We start from the raw sequence: 15,715 nt of genomic DNA, 5'->3' as shown, positions 1-15,715 counted from the left end.
CAGATCCCGATGGGAGAAATCCGTGAAAACCAAGTACACGGTGGAAAACTACGAGTACATCAGCGACAAGACCTACGAGGAAGTGGTGGCGGAGCTCGACGCCGTGCTCGGGGACGTCGAGCGGGGCAAGTTCAACGACATCCTCGCCGCGTCGGAGACCGTCGAGGAGTGGAACGCGGAGATCACCAAGCAGCTCGGCCCGAGCGGGATGCTGCGCTTCTTCGAGGTCGACCACGGCCGCTGGATGGGCTTCTACGGGCACCAGGTGAAGGCCAAGAAGTACGTCTACGGCAACCCGCTCATCGCCGAGACCATGATGCGCTACGACACGCGCTTCGGCCTCGAGGCGCCGAACCGGATCATGGTCTACGAAGACGCCGACGGCCGCGCCCGCGTGACCTACGACCTGCCGTCGTCGATCTTCAACTTCATCGGCAACGAAGAGCTGACCCGCACGGCCTATGGCCTGGACGGCAAAGTGGCGGAGTTCCGGCGAACGCGCCGAGGGCCTGATGCTCGCCGGCGAGATCGAGGGCGAGCCCATCCGGCAGATCCTCCTCGCCACCGGCGACGAAACCCGGCGCCTGACCACGGTCAAGAGCTTCTTCAACAGCACCCAGCCCTTCACCACGCTGCGAAACCGCGCGAAGGCGGCGTTCGACGACCTGCCGCCCGAGGCCTGGGCCGTGCCGTGGCTTCCGCCGGACGTGAGCACGCGAGGACGTCGGCCAGCCCGTGCTCGTCGAAGCGCATCACGGACGCGATCGAGACGGGCTTGCCCTGGATGTCGCCGGTGAAGTAGCCGATGCGGTGGTTGGCGCGGTCCAGGCTGAGCTCGCTCCAGTCCCGCGCTCCCGTCTCGGCGAAGAGCTCGGCCCCGACTACTTCTGGGCCGGGCAGCCGGACTACGACAGCTACCTCTGACCCGCGCCCGAGAACCCACAGGATGCCGGCGCGCACTTTCCGCGCACCGGCATCCGTCGGCGGGGCCCTCAGGCCGTGGTACCAGTGAGCTTCTCGACGATGAAACGCTCGGTGATCTCGGCGTTCCCGATACCGGTTGTCTCCGCGGCGAGCAGGGTCGCCGACTGCTCGCGGGACAGGCCCGGCCAGTCGGTGACCACGCTGTCGAACACCGCGCCGGGTGCGGCCGCGGAAAGCAACGCCGCCGCGGTGAGACCCGATTCGACCAGGCTCGCGAGTGAGGGCAGCACAGTCAGCTCTTGTCCACCAGCGTGCGGAACTGTTCGACCACGCCGGCCCGCTCGTCCCGCGTCGCGCCGGCGGGGGTGATGGTGAGCGTGGTGACTCCGGCTTCCTGGTAGGCGGCGATGCGCTCGCGGACGTGGCTTTCGGGGCCGATCAACGAGACCGAGCGGAGCAGTTCTTCCGGGACCGCCGCTTCAGCTGCCTGCTTCTTGCCGGCCAGGTAGAGGTCCTGGATCTTCTCTGCCTCGGCTTCGAAGCCGTAGCGGCGCACGAGGTCGTTGTAGAAGTTGTGGCCCTTCGCGCCCATGCCGCCGATGTACAGCGCGAGCGTCGGGCGCATCGCGTCCAGCATCGGCCGGGGGTCGTCGGTGATGCGGAAGACCGCCTGGGCCTCGATCTGCAGCGGTGGCAGGTCGTCGGCGCGCTTCCCGGCGCCGTCGGCCAGCGACTGGCCCCAGACGTCCTTCGCCTTCTCCGGCAGGAAGAAGAACGGCTGCCAGATGTCCGCGAGCTCGGCGGTCATGGCGACGTTCTTGGGTCCGATCGACGCGATCAGGATCGGGATCCGGCTGCGCACCGGCGTGTTGATCAGCTTGAGCGGCTTGCCGAGGCCGGTGCCCTCGTCCTCCGGCAGTGGGATGCGGTAGTGCTTGCCCTGGTGGACGACGCGTTCGCGCCGCCAGACCTGGCGGCAGATCTCGACGACCTCGCGGGTCCGCCCGAGCGGCGCGGTGTACGGCACGCCGTGGAACCCTTCGATCACCTGCGGCCCCGACGCGCCGAGGCCGAGGATGAACCGGCCCTCGCTCACGTGGTCCAGGCCCGCGGCGGTCATCGCGATCAGAGACGGCGTGCGCGTGTAGATCGGCAGGATCGCCGAGCCGATGCGGATGGTGCTCGTGAGCGCGGCGAGCGCGCCGAGCTGGCTCACCGCGTCGAACGTGTACACCTCGGCCACATAGGCGATGTCGGCGCCGGCGCGTTCGTAGGCGACGACGTCGCCGGCCAGGTCGCGGAAGCTGCCTTTCGCGCTGTACTCGTTGTAGATGCCGACAAGCACGGTTCCGCCTGCTTTCCTGCCCCGGTGAAGTTGCTGCGTGCCCTCAGGGTTGCGCAAGGCAACTCACTCGTCAACCGCCGGTGTGACTTGGGTTCGATCGGTGCGGCTCCGGCGCGGTCGTCCCGTAGACTACACCTGACTGTGCAAAAGCCTAGCCAGATCTTGGGCCCGTTTTCGAAGGAGCACGTGCATGAAGCCAGTCCTCAACCGGCGCGTCGCGGTGACCGGGATCGGTGTCGTGTCGCCGGCCGGCATCGGCGTGAAGGAGTTCTGGGACGGGCTGTCGCGTCCTGCCGCCGCGGCGAACGTGCGGCGGCTCAGCGGCTTCGACCCGCGGCGCTGGATGTCGCACAAGGTGGCGCGCACGGCGGACCTGGCGACGCAGATGGCGGTCGCGGCCGCCGACGAGGCGCTGGCGGACGCGGGGCTGCTGACCGGCGAGATCGAGCCGGCGGTGACGGTGCTCGACGCCGAACGCGCCGCCGTCTCGCTCGGCACGGGCATCGGTGGCGTGTCCACTCTGGAGTCGCAGGCCGCGGTCCTGGCCGCGCAGGGCGAGCGCAAGGTGTCGCCGCACACCGTGCCCATGACGATGCCGAACGCGGGCGCCGCGGCGCTCAGCATCCGCTACGGCTTCCAGGGCGGCGCGTCGGTGATCACCACGGCCTGCGCGGCCGGCACCGACGCGATCGCCGCGGGCGCCAGGCTCATCGCCTCGGGCGCCGCCGACCTGGTGCTCGCGGGCGGCAGCGACTCGAGCCTCACGCCCGTGTGCGTGGCCGGGTTCACCAACATGCGCGCACTGAGCCGCAGCGGGATCTCGCGTCCGTTCGATGTGGACAGAGACGGCCTCGCCGCGTCGGAAGCGGCCGGCATCCTCGTGCTCGAGCCGCTGGAGCTCGCGCTGGAGCGCGGCGCGAGCATCTACCTGACCATCGACGGCACCGCCTCGACCGCCGACGCCTACCACGTCACCGCGCCCGCCCCGAACGGCGCCGGCGCCGAGCGCTGCATGCGCATGGCGATCGAGGACGCCGGCTACGCACCGCGGGACATCACCCACATCAACGCCCACGGCACCTCGACGGCCCTCAACGACGCCGCCGAGGCCCACGCCATCCGCCGCGTCTTCGGTGCCTCCAGGCCGCTGGTGACCAGCATCAAGGGCGCCACCGGGCACTCGTTCGGCTCGGCCGGCGCAGTGGAGGCCGTCGCCGTGGCGCTGACGATGGCGCACGAGCTGATCCCGCCGACGCTCGGACTGTCCACACAGGATCCGGTGCTCGACATCGACGTGCCCCGTGAACCCACGCCGTGGACGCCGGGACCCGTGCTCTCCAACAGCTTCGGCTTCGGCGGGCACAACGGCGGCCTCGTGTTCTCGCCGGTCGCCTGACTAGTCCCCGGCTTCGGGCCGACGGAACGTCAGGACGCGCGCGGACGTGCTCTGCCGGACGTCGCCGTCCTGGTCCTCCGTCTTGTACGACATCAGCACGGTGGCCCGCGAGGGCCGCGACCGCGAGAAGCTGAGCTTGTCGATCTGCCCCTCGACGCGCAGCGCATCACCCGCGCGGGCCGCCGACGGCCGCGCCAGGTCGATGGCCGCGCCGACGATGCCTGTGGCGAGCGGCAGCGCGGAGGTCACCAGCAGGCGCATGGTGATCGCCGCGGTGTGCCGGCCGCTCGCGACGAGCCCGTCGAAGAACGTGCCCCGCGCGCCGTCGGCGTCGAGGTGGTAGAGCTGCGGGTCGAACGTCGTCGCGAAGGTGATGATCTGTTCTTCGGTCACGACGTAGGTCGAGGACCGGAACGCCATCCCCTCGTGCAGGTCGTCGGCCCACAGCCCGGAGGCGTTCACGGGCTTCGGAATGAGGTCGCTGTCCATCGTGGCGGTGTCCCTTCGCGTGCTGCGGGGGACGTTAGGCCGCGAACGGCGGCACGCGTATGACGGCAGTCGTGCGCGCGGCGAACGAAAGTCACACAAGACCGGCGAGACGACCGTGTTCGAGAACCTTTGGCTGCTCGAAACCCCGACGGCAACTTCGTGCGCGCTCAGGTCTACGCCGACACCGCCGCGGCCTACCGCACCACGGGCTGACCACGGCGCGCGATCCGGGTCAGCGGAAGACGGCGGCGTGCTCGGTGAGGTAGTCGTGCAGGGTGATCGGAGTACGGCCGGTGATGCGCCGGAACGCGTCGGTGTCGGTGTACTTCGTGTTGCCGCGCTCCATTCCCTGGGCCACGGCGTAGCCGCACGCCGTGATGTGGCGCGACATGTCGGCCTTGAGCAGGCCCGCCCGCGGCGAGGCGACCAGGTCGAGCAGCTCCTTCTCCCAGGCCTCGCGGCTGATCGGTTCGAAGTGGACCGGCCGGCCGAGCACGTCGCTGAACACCTTGGCGACCTGGTGGAAGTCGAAGAACTCCGGGCCGGGCAGGTAGTGCACCGGCGCGTCGGCGAACAGCTCTGGGCGCAGCAGGGCCGCGACGCAGAACTCGGCGGCGTCGAGCGCGTTCAGCCAGCTCACCGGCTTTTCGACGAAACAGTTTCGGATCACGCTCTCGTGGCGCACCGACTGGGTCGAGAACAACGGCAGGTCCTCGTGGAACACCGCGGCCATGCGCAGGATCGTCACGTCCAGCCCGGCCCACTGCAGCACTTCCTCCGACAGCCACTGGCCCCGGCCGAGGTGGCTCGGATGCGTGCGCGTCGACGGGCCCATCGACATCACGACGGTGCGCGGGTTTCCGCCCGTTTCGCGCACCGCCTCCGCGTAGTTCGCCGCCGCCTGGACGATTCCCGCGTCGACCATCGCGGTTGCGATTGCTCGAAAGCGCTTCTCGAAGCTTTTTGTCCCAGTTCATCCCTGCGGTCTTCGTGGGGTTCGGGCTTCTGGATCGAGCCGCTGAGCTTGGCCGCGCATCGCCACATCCGCACGCGTACGACCCGCCCGCGGACGAGAACGGGCTCGAACGGGTTGCGGACGGGCGCGATGAACTCGATGGGCCCCGGCGCAGTGCGATTGACCATGCCGTAGGGTGGTTCGAAACGAAACCGTTTCGTAACGTAGGAGGTAAGGGGTGGAGATTTCGAGTGGGCGCCGGGTTGCCGCGTTGTCCTCGCTCGTGGTCGCCGTGTCGGTGGTGCTGCTGGGAAGCACGATCCTCAACGTCGCACTGCCGGAGATGACGCAGGCCCTCGCTCTGACCAACGTGGGGCAGCAGTGGGTGCTCAACAGCTACACCTTGACGTTCGCGGGATTCCTGTTGATCGCCGGCACGGTGGGCGATCGATTCGGGCTTCGCCGAACTCTGCTGGTCGGGCTGGCGGGATTCATCGTCGTGACCGCGCTCGCGTCGCTCCCCACGACGGTGGGGTTCGTCATCGCGATGCGCGCGCTGATGGGGGTCTTCGCCGCGGCGATCATGCCGACGACGCTCGCGATCATCCTGCGCCTGTACCCGACGCAGAAGCGTGCCGGAGCGATTGTGGTGTGGGCGGCCGCGTCCGGAATCTCGATCTCGGCCGGCCCGCTGGCGGGGGGTCTGATGCTCAGTGCGGGCCTGTGGTGGGGCTCCGTGCTCGTGCTCGTCGGTGTTCTGGCACTGATCGCACTTCTCGCGTCGCTCATCGTCGTTCCCCGCCTGCCGGCGTCTGGGACCGGAGAACTCCGATTCCTGCCTGTGGTCCTGTCCATCGCAGGAATCGGGCTGCTCGTCCTCGGGGTGCTCGACGGGGGCCAGACCAGTGATTGGCTGGGCTTCACGACGCTCTGCCCCGTGGTGGTCGGGCTGGCGCTCCTGGCGGTGCTGATCGTGAGCGAGGGGCGACGAGACGATGCGCTCGCGGACGTACGGTTGTTCCGCGACCGGGGCTTCGCGATGTCCGTGCTCGCGCTGAGCGTCGCCGCGCTGGTCGTGTTCGGCGCCATGTACCTGCTGACCTTCTACCTGCAGGTCGCCCGCGGCTACACGCCGTTCCAGACCGGTCTGCTCTTCATCCCGATGTCCGCCGGGCTCGTGATCGGGGCTCCGATATCGCGGCGACTGGTGGAGCGCCTCGGAACAGGACCGACCATCGCCGCCGGCCTGCTGCTGATCACGGTCGCGATGACGGTGATCGCGTTCTACTCGATGACGACCTCGGTCGTGCTCATCCTCTCGGTCTTTTTGGCGCTCGCACTCGGTTTCGCCCTGGTGCTCAGCCCTGGAACGACCGCGGCGATGAGCACGGTGCCGGGCTCCCGTGTCGGTGCCGGATCGGCGCTCCTGAACACCGCGCGACAGGTTTCCAGCGCATTGGGTGTGGCGGTTCTCGGTTCATTGCTGTGGTCCGCATACGGCTCCGACGTCGGGCCGGCCCTCGCCACACTGCCCACCGGGGAACAGGGGGACGCGCGGCAGTCCCTGTCCGGCACGTTGGCCGTGCTGCACGACCACCCGGGGATCACCGCTGCCCGCAGCGCGTTCCTCAGCGCACTGCATCTCACCTCTCTCGTAGCGGGTGGTGTCGCACTCGTGTGCGCTGTCCTCGTCGGGGTGACCGCATCGCTCGGCCACACCCGGGCGGCAGCGGTGCCGAGCTAAGCTGACTCGCATGCCAAGCACGAGCGCGCACGCCACGGACGGCGCCGTACAGGCGTCGGCCCGCGGCGAACGCGCGGAGAAGGCGCTTGTCGACGCGGTGCTCGACCTGATCGACGAATCAGGCGTCACCGGTTTGACCATCGACAACATTGCCCGACGAGCCAAGGTCGGCAAACCGACCATCTACCGGCGCTGGAGCAACAAAGAAGAACTTGTCGCCTACGCCCTGGGACATGTCGAAGTGCCGCCCGTGATCGACCCCGACGGCGAACTGCGTTCGACGCTGATCGCCGTCCTGGCCAACCTGAGTGAGCGCTTGACATCGACCCGGGTCGGCCGCGCCTGGTGCCGACTGATCGGTAGCGACGACCGCTACTCCGAGGCGACCCGCCTCTACGCGGAAGAGTTCATCGCCCCGCGCATCGACGCCCTCGTGCGACTCCTCCAACGAGAGATCGACGCAGGGACGCTTCGCGCGGACATCGATGCACTCTCGACGGTCAACATGATGATTTCGACCGTCGTGGGCGGAGTCGTGAACGTCCAGCCGTCCGGGCACGTGGTTCCGCCTGTGGATGCGATCGTCGACACCTTTCTCACCGGGCTCAGCCGTCGGTCACCTACATGAGAACGTCGTTGAAGATATTCCTGACGGCGCTTTCCGGCGCGGGCGCAGTTGCCAGTGTTCGGCTCGTCATGGGCGTCCACTGTGGATCCGGTGTTCACACGTTGGGGTCGGGACTGCGACGATTCTCGTCAGTCTGATTGCGGTGACTGGTCCACACTGTCTCCGGCGGGGGCCGCGGCCGGAGTTGCGGCGATCGCGTCAAGGGCAGCTTTGAGGTAGGGCACGAGCCGGTCCGTGTTGTCCGCGTTCGTGAGGGACCTGCTGTGGAGGATGTTGCGTTGGAGGTGAACCCCGGCGCAGATGGAGAGCAGCAGCGCGGCCCGGCCGACCGCATCCGGTCCGATCAGTGCGTCGGCGAGGGCGGCTTCGCAGGTGCGCTCGATGCTGTCGCGCATGATCTCGGCGGCGCGTTCGCTGGAGGCGGAGCGAAGCGTCAAGAGAAGCCCGTCGGGGTTGTCAGGTTCGGCGCCGCTGAGAAGGGCGACGGCCGTCGCGTGGGTCGCCTCGGGGGCCGACAGCAACATTTTCTCGTACGCCTCGGCGACTACCTCCGCGAACAGGTTCTCCTTTGAGCCGAAGTAGCGGCCGATCAGACGTTTGTCGGTCCCGGCCCGCTGGGCGATGTCCCGGAGGCCCGCGTTGTCGTACCCCTGACGGGTGAAGACTTCGCGTGCGGCGGCCAGCAGCGCCCGCTTCGTCGCAGCCGAATCCCTGCGCCGAGCTTCGGCTCCAGAGGCGTGCTGCTTGGTCTCCGTCACAACAGCCAGAGTAGAGGATTCGGACGCTACTGCTCGGCGCCGGCCGCGGGCGAGGCTTGGCGGCCTTGCATGTCTCCACTTGGGGACATATGATGTCCCCAAGTGGAGACATGCACCGTGGCCATGAGCTCGCGAGCGCGTGGCGAGTGGCGATGGTGCGACAGCGCTCCGCATCAATCGATCACATGACAAGGAACTTCTTCATGCCTATTCCTGTGCGAACTCTCGGCGACCAGGCACTGACCGTCGGAGCCGTGGGGCTCGGAGCGATGAGCTTCGCGGGCGTCTACGGGCAGAATCTCGCCGACGGCTCCGACACCCCTCGGGATCTGGTCAGCCGCGCTCTCGAGCTCGGCACCACCATGATCGACACTGCCGACGTCTACGGCCCCAGCGAGGAGGTGCTCGGAGAAGCCATCGCCGGTAGGCGCGATCAGGTTGTCGTGGCTACGAAGTTCGGCATCGTCCAACGGCCGATGGACGGCAAGCCGGCCATCATCAATGGGACGCCCGCATACGTGCGTGAGCGCGTCGAGCGCTCGCTGAAGAGGTTGCGCACGGACTACATCGACGTCTACTACCAGCATCGGGCCGACCCGGCGGTGCCGATCGAGGAGACCGTGGGGGCGATGGCGGAGCTCGTCCAGGCCGGCAAGGTCCGCTACCTCGGCCTGTCGGAGGCCGCGCCGGACACCATTCGTCGTGCGCACGCAGTCCATCCCATCACCGCGGTGCAGTCGGAATGGTCGCTGTGGTCGCGCGAGGTAGAGACCGAAGTGCTGCCTGCATGCCAGGAGCTGGGTATCGGCCTCGTGGCATTCAGCCCGCTGGGCCGAGGCGCGCTGACCGGCACCTTCACCTCCCGCGACGACCTGCCCGAAAGTGACCACCGGCGCACGATGCCACGCTTTGCCGCGGAAACGTTCGACGCCAACCTGGCATCGGTGAACACCGTCCGGGAGATTTCTGCGGTGCACGGCGCCACGCCCGGGCAGGTCGCCATCGCCTGGCTGCTCGCGCAGACGCCCAGCGTCGTGCCCATCCCCGGCACGCGCCGCCGGGCCTACCTCGAACAGAACACCGCGGCCGCCGATCTCGCCCTCACCGACGACGAGATCGCGCGCTTGAACGAGATCAAGGTCGCCGGCGCGCGTGAATCCGACCTCAGCCACAACTGGAGCTTCGGCGTCACCCCGCCCCTGACCCACTGAAAACCCCGTGCGGGGGAGGTCTCGGCCCGGCGCAACCGGGGCCTCCTCTGCGGCACGTGCGTATCTGGATCGACGGCGTTGCTGCAGGCCGCCAACCTGCTGCCGGGCCCGCCTCAACGCGTGCGGTTCATTCCCGTGCAGGACCGGCGGACCACCACGCCGGCGGGAACTGCGGGCGCTTCGACCATGTTCGTTCCCGTGGATCACCACGCTTGGCGTGGTGCCCGATGACGATGCGCCTGGTCATTGCGCGCCCGATCCTCGGGCAACGTTGGCGATCTCGCGTTGTCCACGGGTTCCCGCTCCCACCGGAGGAGGCCGCGCCGGAGTCGTGGACTGCGTACTGCGGTCAGGCGTTCGGCCCTGGTGAGCTTGAGTGTGTTGGTTCGTCCGGTCGGATGCCCTGTGTGACTGCCTCCGCCGTTCGCCTGGCCCGTGGCAGCACCGAACTTCCGGCCGTCAAACAGGGATGTCGGGTTCGACTTCGTGCTGGATCGCGTCGCCCGCGACGTCGTGCTGACCGCCGCGAGGGGTGCCGACGAGACACGCGCAACCGGCCCATTGCTGGGTGTCCCGCTCGGGGCGGGTCACCACTGCGTTCGGCAACTCGGCCCTGCGCGGGTAAGTTCCCGACCACGACGCCGAGGTGGTCGTTGCGGCCAGGGATGCCGAGGCGGTCGTCTCTGTCCCAGGTGCCGGCCGGTTCTGCATGTCGTCGGCCGCGGCGGCGGTCGCGGCCCGCATCGTGCCGGCCGCGCTCGCCGGGGGCACGATCGGCTCAATCCGGATCCCGGCGTCGCTGTGCGGTGTGGTGGTGTAAAGCCCAGCCGGGGACGCTGGCCCGACGGCGGGGTCGCGCCGATTTCGGCCACATTGGACTCGACGGGCGTCATCGCGCGTAGCGTCGAGGACCGCCCGCTCGTCGACTCCGTCGTCACGGCGACCGCACTCCGGCCAGGCGCCGGACGGCGTCAAGGACGCCCGGTTCGCGTACGAGCCCAAGCAACGGCTCGACGGCGTCGATCCCGTGGTCACGCTGCTGTTCGACCAGGCTCGCGGGAAACTCGAGGACGCCGGCGCCCGGCTCGTCGAGATTGACCTGGGAAAGGACTTCTCCGAGATCGCGGAGAGCTCGACCTGGCCGATCTTCTTCCACGAAACCATGCTCGCGCTCCGCGAGTTCCTCCGTCGCCACCGAATCTCGGACACCTTCGAGGACAGTGACGGTTTCTCCGGAGAGCAGTGGCCTCCGAGGAGGGGCGATCCGGATCGGTGGGCTGCCGGTCCGTGCGTGCGCGAGTTCAGTCGACGATGACGACGACGCCCGAGGGCTCGTCAAGGGCCTCCACCGTGCGTTCGGCCGCGCGGTCGATGTGGACCCGGGGTTCCGCGGGCTTTTCCTGCTCGTTGTAGGTGCCGGAGCCGTAGAACTGCCCGTAGCTGAGCACCACGCCACCCTCGGCGAGGACGGAGCGCTCGAGCTCCGCGACGGCGAGTGCGTCGGGGCCGTCGGGCAGCTGCCAGGCGACGCTCTGGGCCAGGATCTTCGGGGAGCCGCTCTTGCGGGCGGCTTCGATCAGGTTCTGGTTGCCCTCGGTGCGGATACGCGCGTTGCGCTCGCCGTGATCGCCGATCTTCGTGACGTCGTCCGGCAGGTCGGTCAGCTCATTGAGGATGACGTCCGGTTTGAAGTCGTGGACCGTCTGCACGAGTTCGTCGCGGTCGAAGACGTCGCACAGGATCGCGACGGCGCCGAGGTGGACGAGCCCTTCCATTTTGGCCGACGAGCGCGTCATGGCGCCGACTTCGTGTCCGGCCTCGACCAGCCGCGGGATGAGCCGCTGACCGAGAACGCCGGAAGCGCCGGCGAGGAATACCTTCATCACTTCTCCTGGTAATTGGGAAAACTTCTCTGCTGACAACCACGCTACGAGGCAGGTGGCGGCTATCTGTGGTCCATTGGGCCGGGGAATCCGTGGGCCATTCGGTGCGGGCTCGGGGAGCGTGGTCCCCGAGCCCGTCTGTCTGGTGTGGACACTCTGTTCAGGACACTGTCGTTTCGGCCAGCGCCGGCCCGGCGTTGCGAGCGGAAGAGATCCGGTCGACGCCCCAGATCAGTAGGGCCACCAGGCTGAAGCCGGCGCCGAGGATGCTCACGGCGGTCCAGCCCCACGCGCTGTACACCGTGGTCGCCGCGACGGCACCGCCGCCGAAGCCTACGGAGTAGTACGCCATGTTGCTGCCGATGAGCCGGCTGCTCGCGTTGGGGTTGATGCCGACGATCAGGTGCTGGTTGGTGACGTGGATGGCCTGGCCGGCGAAGTCGATGACCACGATTCCGATGAGCAGCGGAATGAGGGAGTGGGGCAGCCAGGCGATCGGCAGCCAGGACACCGCGAACAGCACCAGCGTGATGCCGGTGACCCACTGCGCCCGGCCGCGGTCGGCCAGCGCGCCCGCGCGGGCGGCGCCGAACGCGCCCGCGGCGCCGACGAGGCCGAAGAGCCCGACCGTCGATGTCGACAAGTTCCACGGGTCAGCCGAAAGCGGCAGTGCCATCGAGCCCCACAGCGCGCCGAAGCCGGCGAACATGAACAGCGTGATGAGGCTGCGCACGCGGAACACGCGTTCGCGCGCGGTCAGCGTGACGATCGACGTGATCAGCTTGCGGTACGAGACCGACGGTCGGTTCGGCAGCTCCGGCGGCAACTTGACACCGAGGACGAGGGCCACTCCGAGCATCAGCAGGGCGGAGACGACGAAGACCGAGCGCCAGCCGAATGCGTCGGCCAGCAGGCCGGAGATCGTTCGGGCGAGCAGGATGCCGATGACGACGCCGCTGGTCACGATGCCGAGGACCCGGCCCCGCGATTCAGGGCTGCTCAGCACGGCCGAGTAGGCGATGATGACCTGCTGCACCACGGTCGCCAGTCCGACGACACCGCTGGCGATGAAGAACGTCACCGGCCCCGGTGAGACGGCCACGGCGACCAGGGCCACCGCCGCGATCACCGACCCGATCGGAATGAGGACCCGCCGGTTGAGCAGGTCGCCGAGCGGCACGATGAAGATCAGTCCGGCGAAGTAGCCGACTTGGGTCACGGTCGACACGAACCCCAGCCCGGCCGGCCCGACCCCGAGGTCGTTCCCGATCTCCTCCAGCAACGGCTGGGCGTAGTAGATGTTGGCGACTGCGATCCCGCAGACAACGGCCAGCAGGACCGCGAACTTGGTGCTGATGCCGGGTGGTGGTTCGCCGGGCGTTTCCCGGACGTCGAGTGAACTCATGGCTCTTCCTTGGGGCTGGGTGCGACTCGCGCTGAGCGGATCGGGGCGACTGGCGAGCGGTGGTGAATTGCAACCGGATTCGCGATCGGTGCGACAGGCTCAGTTCTCACGCTAGATCAAAATGGATCAGGAGTATGGTCCATTTACATGTCGGGAACACGGGCCAATTCGCCGGAGGAAAAGCGGTCCGCCGAGGGTCTCGGCGCTGATCTGTACCTGGATCACCTGGACCTTCGCGGTCGCCACGGCGTGCGCACTTCGCTCATGGACGCCCTGCGCGAGGCCGTCCGCACGGGCCGCCTCGTGCCCGGCGCGCAGTTGCCGTCGTCGCGGACGCTGGCGGCTGATCTGTCGATCGCGCGCAACACCGTGGCCGACGCGTACGCCGAGCTCGTAGCCGAAGGCTGGCTCACCGCGCGGCAGGGTTCGGGCACGCGCGTCGCCCGCCGGGCGGAGCCCCGTCGTGCGCCGACACCTGGCTCCGACCGCGTCGCGCTCCGCCGGCCGACGCCGATCCGCACGCCCGACACGCGGTTCAGCCTGCTGCCCGGCAACCCGGACCTGGCGAGTTTCCCGCGCGCGCAATGGCTCGCGGCGTCCCGGCGCGCGATCATGGCCGCGCCCCACGAAGCCCTCGGCTACGGCGACCCGCGCGGCCGCGTCGAACTCCGCACGGCGCTCGCCGACTACCTCGCGCGCGCCCGCGGCGTTTACGCGTCGCCCGAGCGCATCGTGATCTGCGCGGGGTTCGTCCATGGGCTGCGCCTGATCGGCAGCGTGCTGAAGGCGCGCAGCGTGCGGACCGTCGCCGTCGAGACGTACGGCGTGCCCCAGTACTACGACCTGCTCACCGAAACCGGCCTGCAGACGCCGGCTCTGCCGCTGGACGAGGACGGCACGCGGATCGAGGAACTCGCCTCCCTCGACGCGGGTGCGGTCCTGCTCACGCCAGCGCACCAGTACCCGACCGGCGGTGCGCTGCGTCCGGACCGCCGGGCCGCCGTCATCGACTGGGCGCGGGCGACCGGCGGGCTGGTGCTCGAGGACGACTACGACGGCGAGTTCCGGTACGACCGCCAGCCCATTGGTGCGCTGCAAGGCCTTGACCCCGATCGGGTCGTCTATTTCGGCACCGCGAGCAAATCGCTCGCGCCCGGGCTGCGCATCGGGTGGATGGTGCTACCCCGGTCGGTGACGCAGGGCGTGATCGCCGCCAAGGGCCACGTGGACTGGGCACCCGGGTCCTTCGACCAGCTGACGCTCGCCGAGTTCCTCACGTCCGGCGACTACGACCGGCACGTGCGGGCGATGCGGCTGCGCTACCGGCGCCGCCGTGACCAGCTGGTCGCGGCGGTCGCGGAGCAGGCGCCAGGGATTCGCGTGTCAGGGATCGCGGCGGGTCTTCACGCGGTGCTCGACCTCCCGCCGGGCACCGAGCGGTCGGTGATCGCCGCGGGTGCCCGGGTGGGTGTCGCTCTCGACGGGCTGGGGGACTTCGCGCACCCGTCAGTGCGGGAGTCCCATCCGGACGATGCGGGGGAGCGACCGGTGCCGCGCGGTGACGGGCTCGTCGTGGGGTACGCCACCCCGTCCGACAGTGCGTGGGCGGGCGCGCTCGCCGCGCTGTGCCAGGTGCTGCCTCGCTGAGCTACAGCGTGGCGAGGACCTGGGCGAGCCCGTCTTCGTGGACGGTTCCGGTCAGTTCGCCGGCGGCCGCGATCAGCTCGGCGGGCGACTGTCCCATCGCGACGCCGCGGCCGCGCTCGGCCGCCCAGGCGAGCAGTTCGAGGTCGTTGTGGCCGTCGCCGACGGCCAGGACCCGCTCGCGGGGGACGCCGAGCTCGGCGCGTACGCCTTCAGCCGCCCTGGCCTTGTTGACGCCCTCGGCGGCGAGGTCGAGCCACGGTGTGCAGCCGACGGCGAAACTCACCCGCCGCAGGCTCATTTTCCCCACCACGGAAAGGAAATCGGTCATGTCGTGGCCGGGCGCGAACGCGACGACGCGGGTCGCGGGATGGCCCAAAAGGTCCTCGAACGCCACCTGTACCGGCTCGTCGTCGAATCCGGTCGTGCCGAACGGGAAGGGTTCCGTGAGGCGGTAACGACCGTGGTTGTCCTCGGCGGCGAAGCGGGCGTCGGGCAGATGTGCGCGGATCGACCGGAGCACGTCGGCCGGGTCGAAGGACTCCACCCGGCCGCGCCGGTAGCCGCCTGGGACGTCCAGATCCCGGTGTAGGGTCACCGCTCCGTTGGCGCACACCAGGAACTGCGGGGTGATGCCGAGACGGTCGAGCAGCGGGACGGTGGTCGCTGCGGAGCGGCCGGTGGTGAGCACCACATGGTGCCCGGCGGCATCGAGCCGGTGGACCTGCGTGAGCACCGCGTCGCTCACGGACCCGTCTTCGCGCAGCAGGGTCCCGTCGATGTCCAGGGCGACGAGCCATGCCGGTGTGGAGGTGCTGCGTGCGACCCACCGCCGGAAGTCCACAACGGACAGTTCGAGCAGCTGGTCCAGGTTGGCCACTTCGCCTGCGGGGTGGGCAGCGGCGTACGCGGCGGCGACCACCGCGCCGATCGACTGCCCTACCAGCCGCGGCCGATGCCCCGGCGCGACCGCCTCGACGACGGCGTGCAAGTCGTCTGCGAGGGTGAGGACGTCGTGGGCAGCCGGCCGTGGCAGATCGACGTGGATCACGCGAAAGTGGCTCTCGAGCATGAGCCGGTCCCACGATCGACGGTTTTCACCGGGTACGTGCAGGGCGACGAGGAGGGTGCCGGTGCCACTCACGGCGAAATCGAGCAGCACGGGGTACGTCTGGTTCATCCCGTGATTCCTTCTTGGAGTCGGTGCTGAATTCGGGCGCGGCCTGTTTCGGTCGGCGGGCCTCGGTCTTCCCACTGTAAGGGCAGCCGGTGGCATGTCCACTGTGCACTGGCTCATACCGGACGCGGCCGTGAGTGGCCCACCGCCCCGGCC

At 69.0% G+C, this 15,715-nt stretch carries 16 protein-coding genes and 1 pseudogene; 8 read left to right on the top strand and 9 right to left on the bottom strand.

Annotated elements, in window-relative coordinates; genetic code table 11:
• The first annotated feature begins 22 nt into the window (after positions 1-22).
• Positions 23-802, top strand: a complete 780-nt coding sequence (locus tag K1T34_RS05740) for a DUF302 domain-containing protein (protein ID WP_220243244.1) — start codon at positions 23-25, stop codon at positions 800-802.
• 190 nt (positions 803-992) lie between these two features.
• Here the strand turns inward: K1T34_RS05740 and K1T34_RS05735 are convergent, their stop codons facing one another.
• On the bottom strand, positions 993-1,214 hold the full coding sequence (locus K1T34_RS05735; protein ID WP_220243243.1) for a hypothetical protein: 222 nt from the start codon (positions 1,212-1,214) through the stop codon (positions 993-995).
• A 2-nt stretch (positions 1,215-1,216) separates the two neighbouring features.
• The gene (locus tag K1T34_RS05730) at positions 1,217-2,269 is read right to left on the bottom strand and encodes an LLM class F420-dependent oxidoreductase (protein WP_220243242.1); all 1,053 of its coding nucleotides are present in this window, start codon (positions 2,267-2,269) and stop codon (positions 1,217-1,219) included.
• A gap of 190 nt (positions 2,270-2,459) precedes the next feature.
• Between K1T34_RS05730 and K1T34_RS05725 the strand changes: the two genes are divergently transcribed.
• Complete coding sequence (locus tag K1T34_RS05725; protein WP_220243241.1) at positions 2,460-3,665, top strand: beta-ketoacyl synthase; 1,206 nt, start codon at positions 2,460-2,462, stop codon at positions 3,663-3,665.
• Here K1T34_RS05725 and K1T34_RS05720 read toward each other — a convergent pair whose 3' ends face one another.
• Entirely contained in the window at positions 3,666-4,154 is a 489-nt protein-coding gene (locus K1T34_RS05720) for a MaoC/PaaZ C-terminal domain-containing protein (RefSeq protein ID WP_220243240.1), read from the bottom strand. It lies immediately after the preceding gene.
• 232 nt (positions 4,155-4,386) lie between these two features.
• Positions 4,387-5,079, bottom strand: coding sequence for a hypothetical protein (locus tag K1T34_RS05715; protein WP_220243239.1), 693 nt, complete (start codon positions 5,077-5,079; stop codon positions 4,387-4,389).
• A gap of 268 nt (positions 5,080-5,347) precedes the next feature.
• On the opposite strand from K1T34_RS05715, the gene K1T34_RS05710 reads away from it, so the two are divergent.
• Positions 5,348-6,853, top strand: a complete 1,506-nt coding sequence (locus K1T34_RS05710; protein ID WP_220243238.1) for an MFS transporter — start codon at positions 5,348-5,350, stop codon at positions 6,851-6,853.
• Between the two features lie 10 nt (positions 6,854-6,863).
• Positions 6,864-7,481: a TetR/AcrR family transcriptional regulator gene (locus K1T34_RS05705; RefSeq protein ID WP_220243237.1), complete on the top strand. Its 618-nt coding sequence runs from the start codon at positions 6,864-6,866 to the stop codon at positions 7,479-7,481.
• Between the two features lie 128 nt (positions 7,482-7,609).
• Here the strand turns inward: K1T34_RS05705 and K1T34_RS05700 are convergent, their stop codons facing one another.
• Positions 7,610-8,239 (bottom strand): TetR/AcrR family transcriptional regulator, encoded by a 630-nt coding sequence (locus K1T34_RS05700; protein WP_220243236.1) that lies wholly within the window; start codon positions 8,237-8,239, stop codon positions 7,610-7,612.
• 254 nt (positions 8,240-8,493) lie between these two features.
• Between K1T34_RS05700 and K1T34_RS05695 the strand changes: the two genes are divergently transcribed.
• Positions 8,494-9,450: an aldo/keto reductase gene (locus K1T34_RS05695; RefSeq protein ID WP_255638338.1), complete on the top strand. Its 957-nt coding sequence runs from the start codon at positions 8,494-8,496 to the stop codon at positions 9,448-9,450.
• A gap of 459 nt (positions 9,451-9,909) precedes the next feature.
• On the opposite strand, the gene K1T34_RS05690 is transcribed toward K1T34_RS05695, so the two are convergent.
• Positions 9,910-10,221: a hypothetical protein gene (locus tag K1T34_RS05690; RefSeq protein WP_220243235.1), complete on the bottom strand. Its 312-nt coding sequence runs from the start codon at positions 10,219-10,221 to the stop codon at positions 9,910-9,912.
• Between K1T34_RS05690 and K1T34_RS05685 the strand changes: the two are divergent.
• Together K1T34_RS05685 and K1T34_RS05680 are read left to right on the top strand one after the other, a co-directional pair.
• Positions 10,160-10,548: pseudogene (locus K1T34_RS05685) on the top strand (amidase family protein). The gene K1T34_RS05690 and the pseudogene K1T34_RS05685 overlap by 62 nt on opposite strands.
• Positions 10,478-10,765 (top strand): hypothetical protein, encoded by a 288-nt coding sequence (locus K1T34_RS05680; protein WP_220247894.1) that lies wholly within the window; start codon positions 10,478-10,480, stop codon positions 10,763-10,765. The pseudogene K1T34_RS05685 and the gene K1T34_RS05680 overlap by 71 nt, the downstream one beginning before the upstream one ends.
• Here K1T34_RS05680 and K1T34_RS05675 read toward each other — a convergent pair.
• On the bottom strand, positions 10,752-11,333 hold the full coding sequence (locus tag K1T34_RS05675) for an SDR family oxidoreductase (RefSeq protein WP_255638337.1): 582 nt from the start codon (positions 11,331-11,333) through the stop codon (positions 10,752-10,754). The genes K1T34_RS05680 and K1T34_RS05675 overlap by 14 nt on opposite strands.
• Before the next feature lie 160 nt (positions 11,334-11,493).
• Positions 11,494-12,738 (bottom strand): MFS transporter, encoded by a 1,245-nt coding sequence (locus K1T34_RS05670; protein ID WP_220243232.1) that lies wholly within the window; start codon positions 12,736-12,738, stop codon positions 11,494-11,496.
• 147 nt (positions 12,739-12,885) lie between these two features.
• On the opposite strand from K1T34_RS05670, the gene K1T34_RS05665 reads away from it, so the two are divergent.
• Entirely contained in the window at positions 12,886-14,385 is a 1,500-nt protein-coding gene (locus K1T34_RS05665; RefSeq protein ID WP_220243231.1) for a PLP-dependent aminotransferase family protein, read from the top strand.
• Position 14,386: 1 nt separating this feature from the next.
• On the opposite strand, the gene K1T34_RS05660 is transcribed toward K1T34_RS05665, so the two are convergent.
• The gene (locus K1T34_RS05660) at positions 14,387-15,562 is read right to left on the bottom strand and encodes an HAD family hydrolase (RefSeq protein ID WP_220243230.1); all 1,176 of its coding nucleotides are present in this window, start codon (positions 15,560-15,562) and stop codon (positions 14,387-14,389) included.
• Between the last annotated feature and the right edge of the window lie 153 nt (positions 15,563-15,715).

Origin of the sequence: Amycolatopsis sp. DSM 110486 (assembly GCF_019468465.1) — a bacterium.
GTDB lineage: Bacteria > Actinomycetota > Actinomycetes > Mycobacteriales > Pseudonocardiaceae > Amycolatopsis.
Note: the sequence above shows the minus strand (reverse complement) of the source record. Positions and strands in the feature narration are given on the sequence as shown.